This is a genomic window from Gottfriedia sp. S16(2024) (assembly GCF_050473765.1).
Lineage (GTDB): Bacteria > Bacillota > Bacilli > Bacillales > Bacillaceae_G > Gottfriedia.
In genome coordinates, this window is sequence record NZ_JBFLUO010000001.1 from 5,229,776 (window position 1) to 5,243,236 (window position 13,461).

General features: G+C 34.8%; 15 protein-coding genes. 2 read left to right on the plus strand and 13 right to left on the minus strand.

Going from position 1 to position 13,461, the window contains the following annotated elements; all coding sequences use genetic code 11:
• Nucleotides 1-164: 164 nt before the first annotated feature.
• Nucleotides 165-548: a TIGR04086 family membrane protein gene (locus AB1282_RS25215; protein ID WP_056472625.1), complete on the plus strand. Its 384-nt coding sequence runs from the start codon at nucleotides 165-167 to the stop codon at nucleotides 546-548.
• A 114-nt stretch (nucleotides 549-662) separates the two neighbouring features.
• Here AB1282_RS25215 and yajC read toward each other — a convergent pair whose 3' ends face one another.
• The 6 genes from yajC to ruvA form a co-directional block, all read right to left on the minus strand.
• Nucleotides 663-935 (minus strand): preprotein translocase subunit YajC, encoded by a 273-nt coding sequence (gene yajC, locus AB1282_RS25220; protein WP_286131712.1) that lies wholly within the window; start codon nucleotides 933-935, stop codon nucleotides 663-665.
• Nucleotides 936-962: 27 nt separating this feature from the next.
• Nucleotides 963-2,102 (minus strand): tRNA guanosine(34) transglycosylase Tgt, encoded by a 1,140-nt coding sequence (tgt, locus tag AB1282_RS25225; RefSeq protein ID WP_056472622.1) that lies wholly within the window; start codon nucleotides 2,100-2,102, stop codon nucleotides 963-965.
• A 20-nt stretch (nucleotides 2,103-2,122) separates the two neighbouring features.
• Nucleotides 2,123-3,151, minus strand: a complete 1,029-nt coding sequence (gene queA, locus AB1282_RS25230) for a tRNA preQ1(34) S-adenosylmethionine ribosyltransferase-isomerase QueA (RefSeq protein WP_429901001.1) — start codon at nucleotides 3,149-3,151, stop codon at nucleotides 2,123-2,125.
• A gap of 87 nt (nucleotides 3,152-3,238) precedes the next feature.
• Nucleotides 3,239-3,436 (minus strand): DUF2905 domain-containing protein, encoded by a 198-nt coding sequence (locus AB1282_RS25235; RefSeq protein WP_056472616.1) that lies wholly within the window; start codon nucleotides 3,434-3,436, stop codon nucleotides 3,239-3,241.
• Entirely contained in the window at nucleotides 3,433-4,434 is a 1,002-nt protein-coding gene (gene ruvB / locus AB1282_RS25240; protein ID WP_056472613.1) for a Holliday junction branch migration DNA helicase RuvB, read from the minus strand. The genes AB1282_RS25235 and ruvB overlap by 4 nt, the downstream gene beginning before the upstream one ends.
• 5 nt (nucleotides 4,435-4,439) lie before the next feature.
• Nucleotides 4,440-5,057: a Holliday junction branch migration protein RuvA gene (gene ruvA / locus AB1282_RS25245; protein WP_056472609.1), complete on the minus strand. Its 618-nt coding sequence runs from the start codon at nucleotides 5,055-5,057 to the stop codon at nucleotides 4,440-4,442.
• A 194-nt stretch (nucleotides 5,058-5,251) separates the two neighbouring features.
• Between ruvA and AB1282_RS25250 the strand changes: the two genes are divergently transcribed.
• Nucleotides 5,252-5,827, plus strand: coding sequence for a GNAT family N-acetyltransferase (locus AB1282_RS25250; RefSeq protein ID WP_429901229.1), 576 nt, complete (start codon nucleotides 5,252-5,254; stop codon nucleotides 5,825-5,827).
• Between the two features lie 107 nt (nucleotides 5,828-5,934).
• On the opposite strand, the gene AB1282_RS25255 is transcribed toward AB1282_RS25250, so the two are convergent.
• From AB1282_RS25255 to nadC, 7 genes are all read right to left on the minus strand, one after another.
• On the minus strand, nucleotides 5,935-6,444 hold the full coding sequence (locus tag AB1282_RS25255) for a BofC C-terminal domain-containing protein (protein WP_056472605.1): 510 nt from the start codon (nucleotides 6,442-6,444) through the stop codon (nucleotides 5,935-5,937).
• A gap of 150 nt (nucleotides 6,445-6,594) precedes the next feature.
• Entirely contained in the window at nucleotides 6,595-7,053 is a 459-nt protein-coding gene (locus tag AB1282_RS25260) for a GNAT family N-acetyltransferase (RefSeq protein WP_429901003.1), read from the minus strand.
• Nucleotides 7,054-7,080: 27 nt separating this feature from the next.
• The gene (locus AB1282_RS25265) at nucleotides 7,081-7,662 is read right to left on the minus strand and encodes a TetR/AcrR family transcriptional regulator (protein WP_429901005.1); all 582 of its coding nucleotides are present in this window, start codon (nucleotides 7,660-7,662) and stop codon (nucleotides 7,081-7,083) included.
• 220 nt (nucleotides 7,663-7,882) lie between these two features.
• A complete protein-coding gene (locus tag AB1282_RS25270; RefSeq protein ID WP_056472600.1) occupies nucleotides 7,883-8,653 on the minus strand; it encodes a YhcN/YlaJ family sporulation lipoprotein in 771 nt (256 codons plus the stop codon).
• Nucleotides 8,654-8,894: 241 nt separating this feature from the next.
• Nucleotides 8,895-11,273 (minus strand): LysM peptidoglycan-binding domain-containing protein, encoded by a 2,379-nt coding sequence (locus AB1282_RS25275; RefSeq protein ID WP_429901007.1) that lies wholly within the window; start codon nucleotides 11,271-11,273, stop codon nucleotides 8,895-8,897.
• Between the two features lie 219 nt (nucleotides 11,274-11,492).
• Complete coding sequence (nadA, locus tag AB1282_RS25280; protein WP_025569222.1) at nucleotides 11,493-12,602, minus strand: quinolinate synthase NadA; 1,110 nt, start codon at nucleotides 12,600-12,602, stop codon at nucleotides 11,493-11,495.
• Between the two features lie 25 nt (nucleotides 12,603-12,627).
• The gene (nadC, locus tag AB1282_RS25285; RefSeq protein ID WP_390309911.1) at nucleotides 12,628-13,455 is read right to left on the minus strand and encodes a carboxylating nicotinate-nucleotide diphosphorylase; all 828 of its coding nucleotides are present in this window, start codon (nucleotides 13,453-13,455) and stop codon (nucleotides 12,628-12,630) included.
• Nucleotides 13,456-13,461: the final 6 nt, after the last annotated feature.

Consider the following 13,461-nt stretch of genomic DNA (forward strand, 5'->3'; position numbering starts at 1 on the left):
ACTGACACCTGTAAATATGAATCCAAACCCTACTAATTTCCCATAAAGAAAATAATAGTAGAATTTTGTTCATAATTTTACTATTTGTAATTGCCCTATAAGTATTCTAAAAATTCATCTCATGAATATGCTTGTATTAAAAGAGTGTACAAGGGGGAATATGAATGAAAAAAACAGCTGTAGCTGTCTCTTTTGGCTTTTTAACTATTCTTTTATTAGTATTGTCAATTAGTTTGATTTTATCATTATTACTTAAACTAACTTCACTTACAGAAGCAAGTGTCACAACAACTACTCTTATCCTATCATTTATCGTTATGTTAATTGGTGGTTTTGTTACAGGAGCGAAAGGGAAAGAAAAAGGTTGGATTCTTGGATTATTAACAAGTGGAGCGTATTCTATTTTTGTATTTTTTGTACAGTTTCTTGGCTATGATCGAACTTTTTCACAGGAACAAATAATGTATCACGGTATTTTCTTAGGTGTTTGTATGTTAGGGTCAATTTTTGGAGTGAATGCGGCAAGTAATAAATCTTATAATCAATAAAGTTTTTTGAGTTATATCTAAATCACTTTAGACTTAATTTAAATTTCTTACAGAATAAACAAAACGCTAGTTCCCAAAAGGAACTAGCGTTTCTTACGCTACAATTAAGTAAAATTAAGCTTGATTTCTTGTTTCACGAATTGCGTTTTTTTCAAATACCATACGTGATCCATCAGCAGTTTTTAATGTAATTGTATTATTTTCTTCGTTAACAGCATCAACTAATCCGTGTAATCCACCGATTGTTACAACCATATCGCCTTTGCTAATTCCAGCTTGCATAGAAGCTGTTTGCTTTTGACGCTTTTGTTGTGGACGAATTAGTAAGAAGTAGAAAACTATGAACATTAATATTAGAGGTAAAATCCCCATTAAACCATTACCCATCTTAATCTTCCTTTCAATATGTAAATTTTAGAAGTTCCTAGCGTTCGGCTTATTAAAACCGTATTGTTCAAAAAACTCTTCTCGGAAATCACCTAAACGGTCTTCGCGGATTGCTTGGCGAACTTGTTCCATTAATTGTAACAGAAAATGTAAGTTATGGTAAGTAGTCAAACGCATTCCAAACGTCTCTTCGCATCGGATTAAATGACGGATATATGCTCTTGTATAGTTTTTACATGCATAACAATCACAATTAGGATCAAGCGGAGAATAGTCCTCTGCATATTTTGCATTCTTTATAACTAATCGTCCTTCGCTAGTCATACATGTACCATTACGAGCGATACGCGTTGGAAGTACACAGTCAAACATATCCACTCCTCGAATTGCGCCATCAATTAATGAGTCAGGAGAACCCACTCCCATTAAATATCTTGGTTTATCCGTTGGTAGGAAAGGTGTCGTAAACTCTAAAACTCTATTCATTACATCCTTTGGTTCTCCAACTGATAATCCACCAATTGCATAACCTGGGAAATCTAAAGAAACTAAGTCTCTTGCAGATTGTTTACGAAGGTCTTCGTATTCTCCCCCTTGAACAATTCCAAATAATCCTTGATCCTCTGGTCTTTGGTGAGAATTTAAACAACGCTCTGCCCATCTACTTGTTCTCTCAACTGAACGTTTCATGTAATCATACTCAGCAGGGTATGGTGGACATTCATCAAACGCCATCATGATATCAGAACCTAATGCATTTTGAATTTCCATCGCCTTTTCTGGTGAAAGGAATAATTTATCGCCATTTAAGTGATTTCTGAAATGTACGCCCTCTTCTTCGATTTTTCGGAATTGACTCAAGCTAAATACTTGGAATCCTCCTGAATCTGTTAAAATTGCACGATCCCAGTTCATAAATTTATGTAAGCCACCAGCTTTTTTAATAATCTCATGACCAGGTCTTAACCATAAATGGTAAGTATTACTTAAAATAATACCTGATCCCATTGCTTTTAAATCTTCAGGAGCCATTGTTTTAACAGTGGCTAAAGTTCCAACAGGCATAAATGCTGGAGTTTCAAATGAACCATGTGGAGTATGGACAATTCCTAATCTCGCACCTGTTTGCTTACAAGTTTTAATATGTTCATAACGAATTGCTGTCATTTTTCGATTCCTTTCAATTCTTAAAGTATTAACATTGCATCGCCAAAGCTAAAAAAGCGATATCTTTGATCTACTGCTTCTTTATAAGCAGATAAAACTGGTTCTCTTCCAGCTAAAGCGCTAATCAGCATAATTAGAGTTGATTTTGGTAAATGGAAGTTCGTAATCATCCCATCAATTCCCATAAATTTATATCCTGGGAAAATGAAGATAGACGTCCAACCACTAGCCCCTTCAAACTTACCATTATTAGCTGTAGCAATCGTTTCAACTGTACGAGTAGAAGTTGTTCCGACAGTAATGATTCTACCACCGTTTGCTTTCGTTTCATTTAACAGTTTAGCCGTTTCATCAGACATATAGTAGTATTCTGAGTGCATATCATGTTCTTCGATCGATTCTACACTTACTGGTCTAAATGTACCTAAACCTACATGCAATGTAATAAATGCTAACTTTACACCTTTTTCTTGAACTTTAGCTAAAAGTTCTTTTGTAAAATGTAAACCTGCAGTAGGCGCCGCCGCTGAACCAATTTCTTTTGCAAATACTGTCTGGTAACGATCTTTATCTTCTAACTTTTCTTTAATATATGGAGGTAGTGGCATTTCACCAAGTTGGTCTAAGATCTCATAAAAAATCCCATCGTATTGGAATTTTAATTTTCTTCCACCTTGATCACTAGAACCTACACATTCTGCCTTTAATCTGCCATCTCCAAATAACATGATTGTGCCTTCTTTGACTCTTTTAGCAGGCTTTACTAATGTTTCCCATACATCCTGCTCTTCTTGTTGAAGTAATAATACTTCAATTTGAGCACCTGTATCTTCTTTCACACCAAATAATCTAGCAGGCATTACTTTTGTTTCATTTAAAACTAAACAATCGCCCTCTTGTAAATAATCTAACACATCAGGAAACTGTTTATGCTCTACATTTCCTGACTCTTTATGTAATACCATTAGTCTCGATGCTTCTCGGTCCAACAAAGGAGTCTGAGCAATCAACTCTTCAGGTAAATCAAAATCAAATAAATTTACATCCATTTCTATACACCTCATAAATTTCAGGAGTAAGGAGAAAGGGAGATTATCCACAATTCCCTTTTCCAAACTCTATTTATTTCTACTCACTTATTTTCTCCCAAATAATGAAAAAATAAGTGATAATAAAATACTTATGATAATACAAGTTACAATCGGAAAGTAAAACGATACATTTCCTTTTTTTATAAAAATATCGCCTGGAAGTTTCCCAACAAATCGAATAAACAATCCAACAACTAGTAAGATAATTCCTAACGTAATTAAAATTTTTGACAAATCAATCATTGCTCCGGCACCTGCAACCCGAAATGTTTGTATGTTAAATCAGTAACAATTCGTCCCCTAGGAGTCCGCTGAAGAAAGCCAATTTGAAGTAAATATGGCTCATATACATCTTCAATCGTTTGTGACTCTTCCCCGATTGAAGCAGCAATCGTATCAACCCCAACAGGACCACCTCTAAATCGCTCAATAATAGCTAGTAACAATTTATGATCGATATGGTCTAGACCTGCTTCATCTACCTGCATTTGAATTAAAGAGTCTTTAGCTATTTCAAAGGTAATGATTCCACTTCCTTGAACTTGAGCAAAATCTCTAACCCTTCTTAATAAACGGTTTGCAATTCGAGGGGTACCTCGAGATCTTCTAGCTACTTCTGAAGCAGCGTCATTTTCAATTTCCATTCCGAATAACTCTGCTGTTCTTTTCACGATCAATGCAAGTTGTTCAACAGTATAGAATTCTAATCGATTTAATACTCCAAAACGATCTCTAAGTGGTGAGGAAAGGAGACCTGCTCTTGTTGTTGCTCCTATTAATGTAAATGGAGGCAAATCAATTCTTACCGACCTAGCAGTTGCATCCTTTCCAATTACGATGTCAAAGAAAAAGTCTTCCATTGCTGGATAAAGTACTTCTTCTACTGTTCGAGGCAATCGGTGAATTTCATCGATAAACAATACATCACCAGGTTGAAGTGAAGTCAAAATAGCTGCTAAATCTCCAGGACGCTCAATCGCTGGTCCTGAAGTCGTTTTGAATCCAACACCTAGTTCATTCGCAATAATCGCTGCTAAAGTGGTTTTACCTAATCCAGGAGGACCGTATAATAGAACATGATCTAAAGACTCATTTCGCATCTTTGCAGCTTCAATAAAAACTTGCAAATTCTTTTTGACTTTATCTTGCCCTATATATTCCCTTAATGATTGAGGCCTTAGTGAAAGCTCTTGATCAAATTCCTCGCCACTACTTTCACCAGATAAAATTCGGTCATCCATTTTCATCACCTCTTAGCTTGCAATAGTAATTGAAGTGCTTTTTTAATATATTCATCCGTTGAAAGCTTCTCATTCTTTAATAACGGTACGATCTTTTTAACTTCTTTTTCTGCATAGCCTAATGCTTTTAATGCTTCAATTGCATCATCTAATGAAGATGCTGCACTCTCTTTCTCTTCAATAGCATCTAGGTCAGTAAATAAATCGACTTGAACTGCTCCAAAGACTTTTTCAAGTTTTCCTTTTAAATCAAGGATCATTTGTCTTGCTGTCTTTTTACCAACACCAGGAAATTTTGTTAAAAATACCTCGTCCTCTTCTTCGATCGCATGAACTATCTGATTTGGTTCTCCAGTCGCAACAATTGCCAAGGCACCTTTAGGACCGATTCCTGACACACTTAACAATTTTTGGAATAAAGTACGTTCATCTAGTGTTTTAAAACCATATAACATCATAACATCTTCTCTTACATAATGATGTGTATAAACTTTTAAGATTTCATTTGAAGGTCTAAAAACATATGGATTAGGTGTAAATAATTGATAGCCCATTCCATTATGATCAATTACTATATATTCTGGTCCAACCCATTCTATCTTTCCAATTATGTATTCGTACATGGTTTTCTCCCCTTTTTACATGTATTCCATTGTACCATAGAAAGAAGAAGGAAAAAAATAGTCGGCTGTCGAAAATAAAAATTTTATACATATGATTTAACGAAAAAGTTTACATAAAAATGACTAATAAATTTAGCGAAAGTTTAAAAAATCGGTACTTAAGAAAATCCATAAGGAGGCCATTCGATTTGAACATGTTTCCAATTCTAACTACAGAGCGACTTTATTTAAGAGAAATTAAAGTCACTGATCTTAATCGAATGTTCAATATTTTATCAAGAGAAGATGTCACCAAATATTATGGACTAGATGCACTAAAAAATAGTAGTGAAGTATTGGACGTAATTCATTATTTTAGAGAAATGTATGAAGCGCGCAATGGCATCCGTTGGGGGATGATTGATAATGAAACAAACAAATTAATCGGAACATGTGGATTTACTGCCTACCAAGAACGAAACAAAAGGGCCGAAGTTGGCTATGAGGTACACCCAGACTATTGGAGAAAAGGTTTTGCGACAGAAGCTTTAAAAGCATTATTATCTTATGGATTTAATATTCTTCAACTAAATCGAATAGGAGCAATCGTTTATCCGGAAAATCTACCTTCCCAAAAACTTCTTGAAAAAATAGGATTTACGAATGAGGGTCTACTACGTCAGTATTTAATACAAGGTAGTACAGTGCATGATACTTATGTTTATTCAATTTTACGAAGTGAATGGGAAAGAATAGAGGAATTGGAAGTTCAAGATAGAAAAATGACTTGAACCATCCAAATACAAAAAATCCACAAGGAAAATAAATTACTTTGTGGATTCTTTTTTATATGACATTTTAGATAGACGTCCGATTGATCACAGTCAAATTCCGAAATTTAATTTACGATTCTTTCATACTCTTTTAAGTAATGTAATAGATAATCGTAATGATCTTTCGTCGAAATTTTAATCCCTTGTTCAAGTTGCTTTTGTTTATTTACTTCTAATTTATTCGTATCTATTTGAAAAAAAGATTCGATAATATTATTACCGCTTGGCACTCCAATATATAAATTCAAAACCCCATTTGAATTTATTCCGAAGTAACCTTTCGCCTTTAAAGTAGGTGAAAGATCATTAATTTTTTTCATTAGTACGATTTGATCATCATTTTCTTCTATGACTTTCCAACCCTTAAATTCTTTTTTTACTTGACCCAACGTTTTGTGTTGATTAATGTAAATTTCCTCAATCACTTCACCGTTTATATATACTTTATGTAAAATGATTGTAATTCCCTTTTTGTTAGAACTATGTTGAAGTTCATTATGAGCTGCCAATGTTTCAGTTTGTGCCGGTATTAATAAAGCTAGTAAACAAACAAATATTAAAATGAACTTTTTCACAAACATCCACTCCTTTAGACAAATTCATACAAGCTTTTTTAGTTTGACCATTCCTTTTATCTTTATCCAACATATTTATAATTTTTATATGTAAATGGCCATTAATCTTCTAAACAAAAAAACCTAAAGAGTTGTCTTTAGGAAAGGGGGTTAATTACCATATGTATTTTCAAATAGAGATATAAAAAAATTAGGTGCCACTTCAATTTTCTTATGAAATTTAAAACCAGAAGTTTTATATAAGTTAATGGCTGGTAGGTTATCTGATCCTGTTGAAACAATTACTTTTTTCTTCTTGGCAACTTCATTTAAAAAATAATTAACTAATTTTCTTGCAATGCCCCGCTTAAAGCATCTAGGATGTACTACCAATCTACATATTTGAAATTCGTTATCGTTTTCTGTATAGGCCAAAAATCCTTTTAATTCATTCTCAATCACATAACCGATAAAAATTTCCTTGGAATCTCTAATGCTTTTGACATTGTCCTTTAATTGTGGTATTCCTTCAAAATTGATTAATTTTGCTTCGACCTTATATGCGGGTAACTGTACATTTAAAATTAAATTTGCCATTTTTTTATCTTTATTGTCTAATTTAAAAATCAAAATTTTCTCCTCCTAATCCCCTGATACTTAATCTAGTCCTTTTGATAAACCATTTAGGATATAAAAGTTAAATAACTCAGTAATTTTTTTAGGACTTAGCGCCTCGTGCTCTTTCTCCCAATCAATTTTAAGTGTTGTATACAGTCGAAACATTACCAAAGCTGTTATTTTGGGATCACATTCAACAATTTCTTTCTTTGCTATTGCTTCTTCAATTTTTTTCTGAATGTATAGAATGATTGATTGATTCAATCGTTTTAATGCGTCATGTACTATAGTCGTTCCAATTTCTTGTTGTTCCTGAAGCAACTTTATTGTTAATTCATGTTCATTATGAAAAGCAATAAATACTTCAATTCCTTTATGAGCTTTTTCAATGAATGAATCTTCATCATGAATCGATTGTTCTGCTAAAAATTTCATTTCAGTAATCAAATTATTGATGATTTCATCAAATAATTCTTCTTTATTTTTGAAGAAAGTATAGATCGTTCCTTTTCCAACATTTGCCTGTTTTGCGATTTGACTTATTGTAGTTGCTTTATAGCCAAAAATGGTAAATGACTTTGTGGCAGCTTGTAAAATATTTTGCTTTTTCAAAAAACTCACCTCAAATTCTCTTATTAACCAATTGACCACTTCGAACTTTTGGTCAATATAAAAATCACTTTACCATATTGTTTAACCCTCATCAAACGAATTGTTAAACTATTCTAAGAACTAAAAGGATCTTAATCATCGAATTAAGAAAAATGTAAATTACAAAGAAACAAGCTCTAAAAAAGGAAGAAGCAAGAGCTTCTTCCTTTTCAGTGTAAAAAATTGATTATTATCGGTTTGGATTAGTTGCATCCTTAACATCATTTTTTACATTACGATACATATGTTTAACATTTTCTTTTGTATCGTATAATACATTTTTAGTGGCATTTGGAACATTATTTGTCATGTTATTTAAATTATTTCTAATTGTTCCATCAAATGTTACATATACTTTTTTACCACTCGTGTATGGTGATAAAGCGTCTTTGATTTTTGATCGAAATGCGCTTTCATCAACATTTTTATTTACCAGATCTACTGCAATAAGAACCTGATCACCAACAGCAACCGTGCTTGCTTTGGATACATTTGACATTTCTTCTACTCGTTTAGATATTTGGTCCGCAAACTTTCGTTCACCAGCATTCATATTAGTGTTTGTACTAATATTTGTATATGGTACAAGAGGAGCTGTGTTTAAATCGTTATTATAACGAACTTGATCCATCGTGTAGTTTCTATTTGTATAATTGACATTTCTTCCATATGTTCCGTCATGGATTACGCCATCATTAGAATATTCACTACTTAAACCTTCATTTATACGATCATTTCCGTAGTGATTATTTTTCTTTGTGAAATAATCTTGGTTATTAGGATAGTTTACGTTTTCATAACGATAATTAACAGCATAAGGGTTTGTCGGTTTATTGAAGTTTACTTTTTCATAACCAACATTTCTTTTATGGTCATTCATGGCATTATTGTTTGTTCCACAAGCAGATAATGTTAAAGCTGTTAGCACACCTGTAGCAACGATAAGACCTTTTTTATTCAATATAAAACCCTCCCTTTAATTACAGCCAATTGTAATACTAAAATGTATTACAAAGTTAGGTTGACCTTTTTAGGTGGATTTTAAATTGTTAATTGATGGTTTGAAACTCATTTTAAGTAAAAAAGTGCTCTTTAAAGGCTGTTACATGAGAAATAATTTCTAATCCAATTAATTCCTGTATTAAAATAACTAAATAAAAAAAAGACGATTAGTAATTAATCGCCTTTTTAAATAAAATTCTTTATTGTTCATCTTCCTCAAAATATGGTACTCCGTAGGAAGACTGATTTTGTGCATAAGGAGTAAATAATTGCGAATTTGGATCAAAATAAGGTTCAGATGAATCACGATACATTGGAGTCGGTCCAGTAGCATATGGTGAAACAACTGGACCGCCTTGGAACTTTGGATAGTCCATGGCTGGTAATGTTTGTGGGAAGTTTTCATTTGGTCCCATATATGCTGGCATTGTTGCTGGGAAGTTTGCGTTTGGTCCCATGTATGCCGGCATTGTTGCTGGGAAGTTTGCGTTTGGTCCCATATATGCTGGCATTGTTGCTGGGAAGTTTTCATTTGGTCCCATGTATGCTGGCATTGTTGCTGGGAAGTTTGCGTTTGGTCCCATATATGCTGGCATTGTTGCTGGGAAGTTTTCATTTGGTCCCATATATGCTGGCATTGTTGCTGGGAAGTTTGCGTTTGGTCCCATATATGCTGGCATTGTTGCTGGGAAGTTTTCATTTGGTCCCATATATGCCGGCATTGTTGCTGGGAAGTTTTCATTTGGTCCCATATATGCTGGTAATGTTTGTGGGAAGTTTCCGTTCGGTCCCATGTATGCTGGTAAAGTTTGTGCTACATTTGGATTCGGTCCCATATATGCTGGTAGTGTTTGCATATTATTTCCTGGCATTGGTGCAGGTAATGGCATTGGCGCTGGTAATGGTGTTGGCACTGGTGCTGGTAATGGCGTTGGCATCGCAGTTGGCGGAACTGGTGCTTCTCCAGTTACTCCTGGCATCATCGGCATAGCTCCAAAACTCGGTAAAGTTGGTAATGTCCCTCCTTCTCCTCGTGGATAATATGGGTAGTTTGCGTTTGGTCCCATATATGCTGGTAATGTTTGTGGGAAGTTTTCATTTGGTCCCATATATGCTGGCATTGTTGCTGGGAAGTTTGCGTTTGGTCCCATATATGCTGGCATTGTTGCTGGGAAGTTTGCGTTTGGTCCCATATATGCTGGCATTGTTGCTGGGAAGTTTTCATTTGGTCCCATATATGCTGGTAATGTTTGCGGGAAGTTTCCGTTCGGTCCCATATATGCCGGTAATGTTTGGGCTGCGTTTGGATTCGGTCCTACATATGCTGGTAGCGTTTGTGCTGCGTTTGGATTCGGTCCTACATATGCTGGTAGCGTTTGGGCTGCGTTTGGATTCGGTCCTACATACGCTGGTAGTGTTTGCGGTACATTCGGTCCTGCAAATGCTGGAAGTGTTTGTGGTGCATTCGGCCCCATATACGCTGGCAATGTTTGTGGTGCATTATTTGGGCCCACATACGCCGGTAATGTTTGAGCTTTATTAGTAGCTACTGGTGATACTTGCGCATTTGGCTTTCCTGTTGCCACTGGCGATACTTGCATATTTGGTTTGCCTGTTGCCACTGGCGATACTTGCATATTTGGTTTGCCTGTTGCTACTGGTGATACTTGCATATTCGGCTTTCCTGTTGCTACTGGTGATACTTGCATATTCGGCTTTCCTGTTGCTACTGGTGATACTTGCATATTCGGTTTTCCTGTTGCTACTGGTGATACTTGCATATTCGGTTTTCCTGTTGCTACAGGTAATACTTGCTCTTTTGGTTTTCCTGTTGCCACTGGCGATACTTGCACATTTGGTTTTCCTGTTGCTACTGGTGATACTTGCACATTTGGTTTTCCTGTTGCTACCGGTGATACTTGTTGATTTGGTTTGCCTGTTGCTACTGGCGATACTTGTTGATTTGGTTTCCCTGTTTCCACAGGAGATACTTGCGTATTTGGTGTTGATGGAGAAACCAATGATCCTGGGAAGTAGTTCTTTTTCTCTGACATGCTTTGTCCTCCCTTGGTGTTCACATTTGATTTATTATCATTTATCGGATTTTTAACTGCCACTGGCGAAACAACTTGCGGTATGTTCGCATTTGGTTTTCCAGTTTGAACAGGAGATACTTGTTGATTCGCATTATTTGTCGCAGGTGATACAGTCGGTTTCGCAGGTGGAATAGGTATCTGAATTACAGGTTTTACTGTCGGTGTAACCTCTACATTAATATTCAAATTATTATCAACTGGCTTTGTATTCGGCATGACAACAGGTTGTGTCTGAGCTACAGGTTGAACATTTCCTTCTTCTACCTCCAAAGCAACACTTGGCTTAGGTTGCTGTACCTCCTTTTTAGAACCTAATGGGGCTGGTTTTTCTCCCCTTTCTGGCACTTTTATTTTCATGCCAGGATAGATCATATCTGGATTACTTAGTTGGGCATTTAATTTAACTATCTCTTCATAGTCGATATTATATTTTTGAGCAATGCTCTTAAGGGTATCGCCCTTTATTACTATGTGAATTCTCACCTTTTCCCCTCCTGACCAATTGCCTCTACGTTGGATTGTACATTAGTACCTCACAACAATGTATGTCTGAATATTTATATTTATGATAGAAGGTATTTTAATTTATGACGAGTAAGCTTGTATAAGTATTTACTTTATTCTTGTTTTTTCTATAAAAAAATCATCTAGCTCAAGTTGAACTAGATGATTTTAAATTTTTTATGATATTTTATTTTATTTTTAAGCAAGCTCAAGCATTTTATCTAATGCCTTAATTGCATCTTTTGCAGTTTGTTTATCAACTGTAATAATATTTTGGATATTACCTTTTTCGATATTTTCTAAAGACCATAACAAGTGTGGTAAATCGATACGATTCATTGTTAAGCATGGACACATAAATGGATTTAATGAAATGATTTCCTTATCAGGATGATTTTTAATAATTCTTTGAACTAAATTCATCTCAGTTCCAATTGCCCATTTACTTCCTGCAGGAGCAGCTTCAATCTGGTCAATAATATATTTTGTAGATCCATTGTCATCACTTGCTGCTACAACTTCTCTAGAACATTCTGGATGCACAATAATCCTCATATCAGGATGATTTTTTCGTACATTCTCAATATTTTTCACAGTAAAATTCTCATGAACAGAGCAGTGACCTTTCCAAAGTATTACTTTGATGTTATTTAGGTCTCCCTCATATTCTAAAGTGTCCGTTATTGGATTCCAAATCGCCATATGCTCTAAAGGTACACCTAATTCAAATGCTGTGTTTCTGCCTAAATGTTGATCAGGTAAGAACAATATACGTTCTTTTTGTGTGAAAGCCCAAGAAACTACCTTTTTAGCATTAGATGATGTTACGGTTGCACCATCATTTCTACCGACAAACGCTTTAATCGCAGCAGTTGAATTAACATATGTTAACGGTAAAATTGTGTCTCCGAAAAGCTTCTGTAACTCTACCCATGCACGATCAGTTTGATGATGATCTGCCATATCTGCCATTGAACAGCCTGCTCTCATATCAGGTAAAATAACAATTTGTTCATCTTCCGTTAAAATATCTGCAGTCTCTGCCATAAAATGTACACCACAGAATACAATATATTTCGCTTTTTTATTATTAGCGGCAACTTGAGCAAGTTGTAGAGAATCTCCTGTCGAATCTGAGAAAACTACAACTTCTTCCTTTTGATAATGATGACCTGGAATGAAAAGAGCATCACCTAATCTCTCTTTTATATCTTTTACTCTTTTTTCCATTTCCTCAGTTGATAATGTATAGTACTCATCAGGAATTTGATATCCTTCATTTTTTTGTATCATATCTAAAACGTTCATTGTCCCCACTCCAATCCCTACTATTTTACAAGTAGAAGCTTATATCTAATGCTTTTGCTGAATGTGTTAAACAGCCTAAAGAAATAACATTTACACCACAGTTTTGAAAACTTGCTAAATTATCTAAAGTAATTCCACCAGAAGCTTCCGTTACGATCGTTTCTGGAACAAGTTTAACAAATTCTTTTATTTCATCTGGCGTACGATTATCAAACATAATGACATCTGCACCAGCTTCAATAGCTTGAAGAACTTGATCTTTGTTTTCCGTCTCGACTTCAATTTTGACCATATGACCTAATTTATTTCGTAATGACTCAACTGCATTTTTTATTGAACCTGCGTAAGCAATATGATTATCTTTAAGCATCACTGCATCATATAAACCGAAACGATGGTTCGCTCCACCACCACAAGTAACTGCATATTTATCAAATAAACGTAAACCTGGCATCGTTTTTCTTGTATCGACTAGTTTAATTTTCTCATCGCTTAGTGTTTCAACTGCTTTTGAAGTAAGTGTTGCAATTCCACTCATACGTTGTAAAAGATTAAGCATAACTCTTTCACCTGATAATAACACTTGAACTGGTCCCTCTACTTCTGCAAGTAGTTGCCCTGCCACAACAGATTCACCATCTTTAACGTGAAGTGTTACTTTAATATCTTCATGAAGTAATTTATAAGTTATTTCAATTAATTCAGTACCCGCTATTACTCCATCTGCCTTTGCAAGTACTTTTCCCGTTGTTCTTTCATGCATTGGGAAAATATGAATTGAGGATAAATCCCCTTCTCCAATATCCTCTAGTAAAAATTGCTCAATCATTTTTTTAGCTTTTAAAGTATTCATGAATTT

Coding starts and splice junctions, on each gene's coding strand:
- AB1282_RS25215 (WP_056472625.1), top strand. CDS start 165: ATGAAAAAAACAGCTGTAGCTGTCTCTTTTGGCTTTTTAACTATTCTT.
- yajC (WP_286131712.1), bottom strand. CDS start 935: ATGGGTAATGGTTTAATGGGGATTTTACCTCTAATATTAATGTTCATA.
- tgt (WP_056472622.1), bottom strand. CDS start 2,102: ATGACAGCAATTCGTTATGAACATATTAAAACTTGTAAGCAAACAGGT.
- queA (WP_429901001.1), bottom strand. CDS start 3,151: ATGGATGTAAATTTATTTGATTTTGATTTACCTGAAGAGTTGATTGCT.
- AB1282_RS25235 (WP_056472616.1), bottom strand. CDS start 3,436: ATGATTGATTTGTCAAAAATTTTAATTACGTTAGGAATTATCTTACTA.
- ruvB (WP_056472613.1), bottom strand. CDS start 4,434: ATGGATGACCGAATTTTATCTGGTGAAAGTAGTGGCGAGGAATTTGAT.
- ruvA (WP_056472609.1), bottom strand. CDS start 5,057: ATGTACGAATACATAATTGGAAAGATAGAATGGGTTGGACCAGAATAT.
- AB1282_RS25250 (WP_429901229.1), top strand. CDS start 5,252: ATGTTTCCAATTCTAACTACAGAGCGACTTTATTTAAGAGAAATTAAA.
- nadA (WP_025569222.1), bottom strand. CDS start 12,602: ATGAACGTTTTAGATATGATACAAAAAAATGAAGGATATCAAATTCCT.
- nadC (WP_390309911.1), bottom strand. CDS start 13,455: ATGAATACTTTAAAAGCTAAAAAAATGATTGAGCAATTTTTACTAGAG.